The organism is Kribbella sp. NPDC000426 (assembly GCF_040300265.1).
Taxonomy (GTDB): Bacteria; Actinomycetota; Actinomycetes; order Propionibacteriales; family Kribbellaceae; genus Kribbella.
This window is the reverse complement of sequence record NZ_JBEPDK010000008.1, coordinates 183,602-194,037: the sequence shown is the minus strand read 5'-3', so window position 1 is coordinate 194,037 and position 10,436 is coordinate 183,602. Positions and strand designations below refer to the sequence as shown.

The 10,436-nt window shown below is 68.7% G+C and carries 10 protein-coding genes; 2 read left to right on the top strand and 8 right to left on the bottom strand.

Annotation, left to right across the window (positions count from 1 at the left end; translation table 11 throughout):
* Positions 1-12: 12 nt before the first annotated feature.
* Positions 13-798 carry an Fpg/Nei family DNA glycosylase gene (locus tag ABT313_RS35440; RefSeq protein WP_350862937.1) on the top strand — a complete coding sequence of 262 codons (786 nt, stop codon included), beginning with the start codon at positions 13-15 and terminating at the stop codon, positions 796-798.
* A gap of 119 nt (positions 799-917) precedes the next feature.
* Complete coding sequence (locus tag ABT313_RS35435; protein ID WP_350862934.1) at positions 918-1,358, top strand: DUF4262 domain-containing protein; 441 nt, start codon at positions 918-920, stop codon at positions 1,356-1,358.
* 8 nt (positions 1,359-1,366) lie between these two features.
* Here ABT313_RS35435 and ABT313_RS35430 read toward each other — a convergent pair whose 3' ends face one another.
* The 8 genes from ABT313_RS35430 to ABT313_RS35395 form a co-directional block, all read right to left on the bottom strand.
* Positions 1,367-1,657 carry a helix-turn-helix domain-containing protein gene (locus ABT313_RS35430; protein WP_350862932.1) on the bottom strand — a complete coding sequence of 97 codons (291 nt, stop codon included), beginning with the start codon at positions 1,655-1,657 and terminating at the stop codon, positions 1,367-1,369.
* Positions 1,658-1,820: 163 nt separating this feature from the next.
* Positions 1,821-2,315, bottom strand: a complete 495-nt coding sequence (locus tag ABT313_RS35425) for a CinA family protein (RefSeq protein ID WP_350862929.1) — start codon at positions 2,313-2,315, stop codon at positions 1,821-1,823.
* A 114-nt stretch (positions 2,316-2,429) separates the two neighbouring features.
* Positions 2,430-3,773 carry a DUF2332 domain-containing protein gene (locus ABT313_RS35420; RefSeq protein ID WP_350862926.1) on the bottom strand — a complete coding sequence of 448 codons (1,344 nt, stop codon included), beginning with the start codon at positions 3,771-3,773 and terminating at the stop codon, positions 2,430-2,432.
* 54 nt (positions 3,774-3,827) lie between these two features.
* A complete protein-coding gene (pgsA, locus tag ABT313_RS35415; RefSeq protein ID WP_350862923.1) occupies positions 3,828-4,451 on the bottom strand; it encodes a CDP-diacylglycerol--glycerol-3-phosphate 3-phosphatidyltransferase in 624 nt (207 codons plus the stop codon).
* Positions 4,448-6,277, bottom strand: coding sequence for a radical SAM protein (locus tag ABT313_RS35410; protein ID WP_350862920.1), 1,830 nt, complete (start codon positions 6,275-6,277; stop codon positions 4,448-4,450). Before ABT313_RS35410 ends, pgsA begins: the two co-directional genes overlap by 4 nt.
* Before the next feature lie 93 nt (positions 6,278-6,370).
* A complete protein-coding gene (locus ABT313_RS35405) occupies positions 6,371-7,135 on the bottom strand; it encodes a helix-turn-helix domain-containing protein (RefSeq protein WP_350862917.1) in 765 nt (254 codons plus the stop codon).
* 109 nt (positions 7,136-7,244) lie between these two features.
* Positions 7,245-7,811: a hypothetical protein gene (locus ABT313_RS35400; RefSeq protein WP_350862914.1), complete on the bottom strand. Its 567-nt coding sequence runs from the start codon at positions 7,809-7,811 to the stop codon at positions 7,245-7,247.
* Between the two features lie 4 nt (positions 7,812-7,815).
* Complete coding sequence (locus ABT313_RS35395; protein ID WP_350862911.1) at positions 7,816-10,431, bottom strand: FtsK/SpoIIIE family DNA translocase; 2,616 nt, start codon at positions 10,429-10,431, stop codon at positions 7,816-7,818.
* Between the last annotated feature and the right edge of the window lie 5 nt (positions 10,432-10,436).

Here is a 10,436-nt window from a genome sequence, read left to right as displayed (position 1 = left end):
GAGCGATCGGTCATGCCTGAAGGAGACACCGTCTGGCGAGCCTGTAAGCGGCTGAACCAGGCGCTCGCAGGACAGGAGCTCGTGCGTACGGACTTCCGGGTGCCGTCGCTCGCGACGACCGACCTGAGCGGGCGGACAGTGCTCGAGGTCGTTGCGCGTGGCAAGCACATCCTGATGCGGCTCTCGGGCGGATTGACGCTGCACAGCCATTTCCGGATGGACGGCAGCTGGCATCTGTACCGGCCGGGTGAGCGGTGGCACGGCGGGCCTGATCATCAGATCCGCGCGGTCCTCGAAACCGCGCCCTGGACAGCAGTCGGGTATCGGCTTCCGGTCCTCGACCTCGTCGCGACCGACGACGAGAACAGCGTCGTCGGCCACCTCGGGCCCGACCTGCTCTCACCCTCGTTCGACCGTGCTCTCGCCATCGCCAACCTCGAATCCGATCCCGGGCGGACCGTCAGCGAGGCGCTGCTCGACCAGCGGAACCTCGCCGGCATCGGCAACTTCTATCGCACCGAGGTCTGTTTCCTCCTAGGTCTGCACCCGTGGCGCCCGATCTCGGCCGTCGATGTCCCCGCAGCCGTCGACCTCAGCCGGAAGCTGCTCAAGGCGAATGTCCGCAACGGCACCCAGGTCAGCACCGGCATCGACCGGCCCGGGCAACGCTCGTGGGTGTTCGAACGTGCCGGCAAACCCTGTCACCGCTGCGGTGCGACGATCCTGACCGGATCACTCGGCGAACCGACCCGCGAACGGGTCACGTACTGGTGCCCGGCCTGCCAACCCGAGAGCTGACCAGTCAGAACTGGCCTGTGGACAACCCCGGCGGCCGGCAAGAACACGGATATCTTCTCTGACACATCGAACAAATGTTCGATCGAGAGGAGACGGCAATGTGCGACCGGTGCGGCGGTGTGAGCGACGAGCAGATCTCGCGACAGATCGAGGACAACATCCGGACCTTCGGCTGGACGATGCAGTATGTCGAGGGCGACGGCGCCCGCAATCCGGCTTTCGGATGCACGCTGGGGCTGAGCCTCTACCGGCATCCAGAGATCATCGTCTTCGATCCTGAGCCGTGCTGGGCCTATCTCGGGCTCAAACCGCTCGCTTGGGCCGTGATGGGCGGCGCGGTGTTCGACGAGGGCGACGACCTCTCCGGCTTCTTCCCGCCGCCGGAGACAGCGCAGCTCCTCCGGTTTCCCGATTCGATCCATCACCTGTACACGGCGAACCAGATGTTCCGGCAACCTGGCGATCCGCCGTTGCCCGCGCTGCAACTGCTCTGGCCCACGCGCGTGGCCTTGATCCAGCCGCGCAACAGCAACCCCACTCCGGGCGGGAGCGGGCGATGACCAGGGGCTCAGGCCGCGGAGGCCACAACCTCCGGCTCGATGCTCGGGTGCGCCAGGACCAGCGCCTCTTCGCGGGCCAGATCCTCGCTCACCTCGGCGAAGACCGTCGACAGCGGCACATCGAGCGCCGTGCAGATAGCTGCCAGCAACTCGCTGGAGGCTTCCTTCTGGCCGCGCTCGACCTCGGACAGGTAGCCGAGGCTGACGCGAGCGTCAGCGGACACCTCGCGGAGAGTGCGCCCCTGGCGCAGCCGCTTGCGCCGCAGCACGTCGCCCAGCAGGCCACGAACCAGCACCATGAGGTTTCTCCCTTCCGCCTGTCCGGCCGTGTCTACTCGCACGGTAGCTCGGCCGTAGGAACCAACGGTACCTGTTGCTGGGTCACTACCCCTCGCAATGTCCACCTTCGGTGCGCCGCGCCAGTCTGCCTTACCTGTCACCATGCTGGTCCCAACACCCCGTTCAGTCGAGTTCTTCCGCCACAACGGCGGCTCCGAGTTCGAGGACGGCCTGCACGCTCCCCCGGCGTACTGCCGCTCGGTCACCGGACAACTGCAGCTTGCGCACCTGCACGGACCCGGGTCCGGCCGCGGCGACGTACACCGTGCCGGCCTCGATGCCCGCCTGCGGGTCGGGACCGGCCACACCGGTCGTGGCGAGCCCGTAGTCCGCCTCCAGACGCTCCCGTACGCCGGTGGCCAATGCAGCAGCCGTGTCCGGGTGGACCGGGCCCACAGCAGCCAGCAGATCCTCGGGCACGCCGGCGAGCTTGGCCTTCAGGTCGGTCGCGTAGACGACCACGCCACCCCGATACACAGCCGACACCCCCGGCACATCCGTCAGAACCGCCCCGACCATCCCACCTGTCAACGACTCAGCGGTGGCAAGCGTCACGCGACGCTCCATCAACAGGCCCACCAACCGCCCGACCGCCGCTTCAAGCTCGTCCTCGGCCACCCGAAACCTCCTGCCCTTCTGATCCCTACACATCGCATTGTTGAACAAGATCCAGCCTGAGACGACCGCGCCACCGGCTCCGGTGCGGGTGACTGGCTACGGGTGGGCGGTCCGCTACGAGTCGGCCAGCCACGCCAGCATCTGGCCTCGCAGCCAGCAGCGGCCTACCGCTTCGGTGTGCAGGGTCGAGTGGTCGAAGAGCGCGAGGCCGATGATGCTGTGGCCGGATGCCGGTCGGTCGCCGAAGGTCGGGATCGCCGGCGCGACTCCAACCCCTTCCACCGACACCCAGGCGACCGGCCGGTTCGTGGCCGCTGCGTCGAGACGCTGCATGCAGCGCAGGCGGCTCTCGAGCGGAAGGTCCGAGAGTGCCCACGTCGTGGTGACCACGGGTAGGGCGTCTGCCGGCACTTGGGCGATGGCGTCCGGGAGGAGTTCGACTTTGTCACCCCGCATCAAGAACGGAGGCGCCGAGGCTGCCAATTCCAGCTCACCTTCGAGCCTTGCCATCCGGTCCGGTTGGTCGGGAGGCACACAAGCACGCAGCCACCCGGCCTCGTCCGGGTCCCGCGTATCAATCGGCTCCAGGTCGATGCCGATCCGCACAACGACCTCAGGCAGTGCGTTAGTCGGGACGGCCCGCTCCCCCACGACCGACGCCGCTGCCTGGACGGGAGACGACGGGTCGCCCAGCGACTGCGCGTTGTCATAGTTGATGCCGGCACGATCGACGTTCAGGTTGAACCCAGCCGCGCAACCCACGTCGATCAGCCCAACGGCGCCTATGCCGGCCCTCCGCGCGACCTCGGCAATTGCCGGGTACAACACCGCGTGGTTGCCAAGGACATTCGCCCGGACCTTCCGCTGCCCGACGACCGCGACAACCGCGTCCTTCATCTCCACCACCGCCCGAACCGCAGCTTCCACAGCGAGATCCATGTGCTCGGGCACGCCCCTACTCGCGGTCGTATCGGAGCCCGCAGCTACAACCGCAGTGGGAGCTGCTTCACCGGAGCCCGCGGCGGGGCTTGCTTTGTCGGGGCCTGCGGCGGTTGGCGAGGCGAGGGCTTTGTCGGAGGCCGCGGCTGGTGGTGGGGCGGTGGTGGCTGGCTCGTCTGAGGTCGCGGCTGCCGCGGAGGTGACGGCTACGGAGGTGACGGCTACGGAGGCGGCGGCTGCGGAGGTGGCGGCTGCTTGGTAGGCGGTGGTTAGGGGTGGGGATTGGTTGGTGAGGGCTAGGTGGTGGAGGGCGGCGAGGATGAGGAGTGGGGTTTGTTTGCGGGTGGGGGCGGTCTCGATTGCGTGGAGGGCTTCGGGGGATTCGCTGAGGGCTAGGGCGATGCGCTCGTAGAGAGGCGAGATTTTGGGGGCGTCGACCTGTGCGAAACGGCGGTAGGTCTGTGCGAGCTTGCTGGTCTGGGCAGGAGGTCTCGCACTTCCAGCTGTTGGCCTTGGCACCTCAGCGAGTTTAGTCAGCCCGGTGGCCGCGGGACCCGGCGTACGGGAACGGGGTTATGGGAGGGGGCGTTTGGCGGCGGCGCGGAGGCGGAGGGCTCGGCCTACGTAGTCGATGCCGGTAATGATGGTGACGAGTACGGCGGCGGCCATGATCGTGACGGCGGTCCAGTGGAGGATTTTGAGGTCCTGCCACGGGAGGAGGTACAGGCCGAGGGCGATCGCCTGGAGGACGGTCTTGAGCTTGCCGCCGCGGCTGGCGGGCATGACGCCGTGGCGGATCACCCAGAAGCGGAGGGCGGTGACGCCCCATTCGCGGACCATCACCACGATGGTTACCCACCATGGGAGTTCGCCCAGGTACGAGAGGCCGAGGAAGGCTGCTCCGGTGAGGGCCTTGTCGGCGATGGGGTCGGCGATCTTGCCGAAGTTGGTGACGAGGTTCCAGCGGCGGGCGATGTCGCCGTCGAAGCGGTCGGTCACGATCGCGACGACAAAGGCGGCCGTAGCGAGCAGGCGGTTGCTGTCGGTGTGACCGCCTTCGCGGAGCAGGAGCCAGACGAACAGCGGTACCAGGACCAGCCGCAGGACCGTGAGCGCGTTGGGCACGTTCCAGGCGCTGGGCGCGTGGAGGTGCCCGCCTGCTGCGCGCGGTGCCGGGTTCGTCGGCGGGTTGCTCACGCGGTCAGGTTAGCTGCCGGACGGCCGTCCGGGGTGCTCACGAGCGCGGCGAACTCGGCGATCAGGTCGACACCGTCGCTCGCCACCACCTTCGCAGACACCAGATCGCCGACCCGCACCCCGTCCGGGAGCCCGGTAACCGTCGTCGATCCATCCACCTCAGGCCCCTGATGAGCAGCCCGCCCCTCACCAGTCCGCCCAGCCGCAGAAAGCCCATCCAGACCCTGCTCAACCTCGTCGACGTCTTCCTCGTCCGACTCGGCTTCGGTTGCGTCGGTGGATTCGATGAGGACTTCGAGGAGTTCGCCGACGCGGGATTCGGCTCGGGCGGAGGTTAGGTCCTCGGCGAGGCGGGTGACTCGGTCGAGGCGGGCGGCGATGGTGTCTTCGTCGAGTTTGCCGTCGTAGGTTTCGGCTTCGGTGCCGTCCTCGTCGGAGTAGCCGAAGACGCCGATCGCGTCGAGGCCGGCACGGGACAGGAAGTCGCAGAGGATGTCGACGTCTTCCTCGGTCTCGCCCGGGAAGCCGACGATGACGTTGCTGCGGATGCCGGCCGTCGGGGCGGTGGCGCGGACCTGGGCGATCAGTTCGAGGAAGCGCTCGGAGTCGCCGAAGCGGCGCATCCGGCGCAGCAGCGGGCCGGAGGCGTGCTGGAACGACAGGTCGAAGTACGGGACGACGCCCGGGGTGGAGGTCATCGCGCTGATCAGCGTCGGGCGCATCTCGGCGGGCTGCAGGTACGAAACCCGGACGCGGATGATGCCGGGCACCTGGGCGATCTCGCCGACGAGGGTCTCCAGCAGACGAAGGTCGCCGAGGTCCTTGCCGTACGAGGTGGAGTTCTCGGAGACGAGGAAGAGTTCGCGTACGCCGTTGTCCGCGAGCCACTCGGCCTCACGCAGTACTTCGGCGGGGCGGCGGGACATGAACGCGCCGCGGAACATCGGGATCGCGCAGAACGCGCAGCGGCGGTCGCAGCCGGAGGCGAGCTTCAGCGGTGCCATCGGGCCGCCGTCGAGACGCCGGCGCATGACGCGGGGGCCGCTGGCAGGAGCGGTCGCGAGGTCGGGGGCGTCGATCTTCAGCTCTTCCGGTGCACCGGTGACGAAACGTCCCTTGAGCCCGGCGGGCTGGTCGGAAGCGGCGTTCAGGGCACCGTTCGTCGGTCTCAGCTGCTCGGGGATGTGGTCGCCGAGGCGGGCCGCGTCGCCGGTGCCTCCCGCGCGCCGATCGGCGTGGGCGGTGCCCTCGCTGGCGCCTCCGGCGGCGACGGGGGCGGCCTGTCCCGGGCCGGCCGGCTGGTCCGTGCTGGCCGGCCGGTGTGCGGTGGCTGGCTGGTCTGCAGTGGGTCGGTCGCCGTGGCCTGGGACGGCTGGAGCGGGAGCCGAGTGGCGGTCGGCGGGGGCGAGCGGGAGGAGCTTGCGGCGGTCGCGCGGTACGTGCGGCTGGTGCTTGTTGCCGGCGAGGATCGAGCGGAGGCGCTCCGAGATGTCGGTGTAGTCGTCGAAGCTCAGGACCGCGTCGGTTTCCGGCAGGGCTTCGGCCAGCTGGTCGCCGTACCGCTCGGCGAGGCAGCCGACCGCGACGACGGCCTGCGTACGGCCGGAGTCCTTGTAGTCGGCGGCGGCCAGGAGGGTGTCGACGGAGTCCTTCTTCGCGGCCTCGACGAATCCGCAGGTGTTCACTACCACCGTGTCCGCCTCAGCGGCGTCGTCGACCAATCGGAAACCACCGGCTTCGAGCCGGCCGGCCAGTTCCTCGGAGTCGACATCGTTGCGGGCACAGCCCAGCGTGACCAGGGCGACGGTGGTGGGTGGCGTATTCATCACTACGAGTATGACGCGCCGTGCAGTCCCCCACCTAACTCACCAACCGATCTCACAGCCACCGCAGCCCCGCTCACACCGAAGAGGGGGTGGTCAGGAGGCGGGGCCGGTTTTGGTGAGGGTGCCGTTGGGGTGGGCGGTGAACTTGGTGAGTTTGGTGTTCAGGCGTTTGCCGTTGAGGACGACAATCAGGTTGCTGGGGTTGGTGACTGTCACGCGGATGTCGCCGGAGCTGGTCACGGATTGGGCGATACCGGGAGTCAGGCGGCCCTGGAACAGGCGGCGGTTCTTCTTGTCGCGGACGGTCAGGTAGGTGCCGGAGTTCTTCGCCGTCAGCGTCAGCGCGGTCTTCAGCACCGGCGGCTTGGCGGTTGTCGGCTTCGTCGTGGGCTTGACCGTCGGCTGGGGCGTCGCCTTCGGGGTCGGCGTCGTGACCGTTGCCGTGGTGACGGCGGTCTTCGATGCGTTCGCCTCGATGTCGCTGGGCAGCGTGAACAGCCGCACCATCCCCCAGCCCATCAGGATGACGAGGATCGCGCCGACCACGATCGCCCAGCGCGGCCGGGCGGGACGGAGCGTGGGTCCCTTGGCCGCGGCGCGTTCCTCGCGGCGGGACTTCTCCTCCTCGACGGCGTGCTCGGCGTCGAAGGCGGCGATCAACGGTGCAGGGTCGGCCTTGACCACGCGGGCGATCGAGCGGATGTGTCCGCGGGCGTAGAAGTTCCCGCCACAGCGGGAGAAATCGTCGGCCTCCATGGCGATCAGCAGCCCGGTTCTGATCCGGGTCGCAGCGCTCAGCTGCTCGATCGTCATGTCGGCCCGCTCCCGGGCCGCCGTGAGATCGCTGCCGATGCTCACGTCCCCACCATCCTTCCGTTCGTCCGATCACCTGGGCGGATTGCCGACGTCACTGCCCGGACCGCCGACATCAAGTCAACGGCCTTGGTACGACGGGGTCACGCGCGAGTCAGAGTTGTTCCCTGACCGGGCATCTGGCATCCGCGAGCATGTGCAACGCCTGCACCACTGCCCCGTTCGACGGCCGGGCCGTCAACCCGAACGGTATCGCGAGTGAGGATCCCGTCAGTCGACGGTTGGCATCAGTTGTCTTGCGGGTCGAACTCGGCATCGCGCCGAGGATCGGCCCAGGATCCTGCAGATGTACGGCGATCCGCCCGTCGTCGAGCGGATGCCGGCGCTGCAGCACCGTCACCTCTTCGATGTCTTCCCACCGGGTGCCGATCCATTCGTTGCCGATCCGCAGCCGGATGCCGACGTCGTCGGCCACGAGCATGTCCCCCACCGTCAGCGCGCGGGCGCAGATCACCGCGAGTACGGCGAAGGCCGCCGCGGCGATCCAGCGCAGGATCCCGGTCGGACTCGTGGACGCCGAGGCGGCGAAGCCGAGCGCGACCAGCCCCGCGCCGACGGCCAGCCCGCCATGCACCTTCTGGGAGGCGCTGACGGTGAACGGCACCGGCTTAGGGTCGACGTCGAATCGATCCTGCCTGGGCAGTGCGCTCGCGGCGGTCACGATGTCACTCTCCTCGGAGGGTGGTGATGAAGTCCTCTAGGTCGTCAGGCTTGACCAGGACGTCCCTGGCCTTCGAACCTTCACTGGGACCGACGACGCCGCGGCTCTCCAGGATGTCCATCAGCCGGCCGGCCTTGGCGAAACCGACGCGGAGCTTACGCTGCAACATCGACGTCGAGCCGAACTGGGTGGAAACGATCAACTCGGCGGCCTGCACCACCAGGTCGAGATCGTCGCCGATCTCGTCGTCGAGATCCTTGCTCGGTCCGGCCGCGACCGTGACGTCCTCGCGGTACGTCGGCTCGAGCTGCGTCTTGCAGTGCTCGACCACGGCGCGGATCTCGGCCTCGTCGACCCACGATCCCTGGATACGCATCGGCTTGCTCGCGCCCATCGGCAGGAACAGACCGTCACCCTGGCCGACCAGCTTCTCCGCACCCGGCTGGTCGAGGATGACGCGGCTGTCGGCCAGCGACGAGGTCGCGAACGCGAGCCGGGACGGCACGTTCGCCTTGATCAGACCGGTGACGACGTCCACCGACGGTCGCTGCGTGGCGAGCACCAGGTGGATGCCGGCCGCACGCGCCAGCTGGGTGATCCGGACGATCGAGTCCTCGACGTCGCGCGGCGCGACCATCATCAGGTCGGCGAGCTCGTCGACGATCACCAGCAGATACGGGTACGGCGTCAGCACCCGCTCGGACCCCGGCGGCGGCTTCACCTTGCCGCCGCGGACCGCCTTGTTGAAGTCGTCGACGTGCCGGAACCCGAACGCCGCGAGGTCGTCGTACCGCATGTCCATCTCGCGGACGACCCACTGCAGCGCCTCGGCCGCCTTCTTGGCGTTGGTGATGATCGGCGTGATCAGGTGCGGGATGCCCTCGTAGTTGTTCAGCTCGACCCGCTTGGGGTCGACCAGGATCATCCGCACCTCGTCGGGCGTGGCGCGCATCAGGATCGATGTGATCAGCGAGTTGACGAACGACGACTTGCCCGAGCCGGTCGCGCCGGCGACCAGCAGGTGCGGCATCTTCGCCATGTTCGCGACGACGAACCCGCCTTCGACGTCCTTGCCCAGGCCGGCCACCATCGGGTGGTGGTCGTTGCGGGCGGTCGCGCTGCGGACCACGTCGCCGAGGCTGACGGTCTCCTTGTCGGTGTTCGGGATCTCGATACCGATCGCGGACTTGCCCGGGATCGGCGACAGGATCCGTACGTCGGCCGACGCCACCGCGTAGGCGATGTTCTTCGACAGCGCGGTGACCTTCTCGACCTTCACCGCCGAGCCGAGCTCGACCTCGTACCGCGTGACTGTCGGGCCGCGGGTGTAGCCGGTGACCTGCGCGTCGATACCGAACTGCTCGAACACCTCGGTCAGCCGGTCGACGACCTGATCGGACGCCTTCGTGCGCGCCTTGTGCACCGAGCCGGGCTTGAGCATCTGCCCGTCGGGCAGCGTGTACGTGATGTCGCCGGACAGGCTCAGCTGCTCGACGCGCTGCGGCAGCGGGGTGTGCGGCGGCGGCTCCGGCGGCGGTGCGGACGGCTTACTCGGAGCCGGTTCGAAGGCGGGCTCAGAGGAGGCAGCGGCTTCGGCGCTGTCGACGTCGTACGCGTCCTCTTCCACCGGCTGGGCCTTGGCCTTGCGCCCGCGCTTGCCGATCTCGCGGCCCTCGAGCACGGGCGAGTCGTACGGCTTGACCGTCGGCTCGCCGTCCTCCTCCAGCTCGGCCTTGGCACGGCGCTGCTTGCGCGTCAGCCGGACGGTGTCGTCGGTCGGCGCGGCCGCCACGGACGGCGCGTCCTCCGGCAGCGCAGTACGTCCCATCAGTACGTCGAAGGCCGCGCGGAACCGCAGCGGGATCGCGTACACCGGCGTACCGGTGATGACCAGCGCGCCGAAGATCGAGAGCAGGACCAGCAGCGGCGCAGCGACGTACTGCGTGAGCAGGTCCGACAGGAGCGAGGAGATGAAGTACCCGATCGCGCCGCCCGCTGCACTCAGCGGACCGTCGGCCGGGTTGCTGGGCCGGGGCAGACCGTTGGCGATGTGGATCAGGCCGAGCACGCCGAGGCAGACCGCGGTCCACCCGATCACCTGGCGACCTGCGGGTCCGTTGTGGTCCGGGTGACGCAGCGTGCGGATGGCGATGAGCAGCAGCATCAACGGCAGGGCCCAGCCGAGCATGCCGATGCTGCCACCGACCACGGTGCGTACGCCGTTGCCGACCGCGCCCGGCAGGTCCCACCAGACCGCAGCGGCCACCACGACCGCCAGGCCGATCAGGAACAGGCCGGCGCCGTCACGGCGATGCTCCGGCTCCAGGTCGCGGGCGCTGTGACCGATCCCCCGCACCATGCTGCCGAGCAGATGGGCGATGCCGATCCAGATCTTCACCACCCCGCGGCACAGCGCCAGCATGGCGGCCGCGAACGGGCCCGGTCCGCTGTTTTTGGGCGTGCTGGTCCGCGCAGCGGATGATCCACCGCGCTTCGTGCTCTGCCCACGCTTCTGGGCACCGGACGGACGGGAGCGTCCACCAGCAGCCGAACGAGCCGTGCTCGGCCGTTTGGCTGCCGACTTCTGCGCCCGCGCCGGGGAAGACGTGCGGGTCGCCATATTGA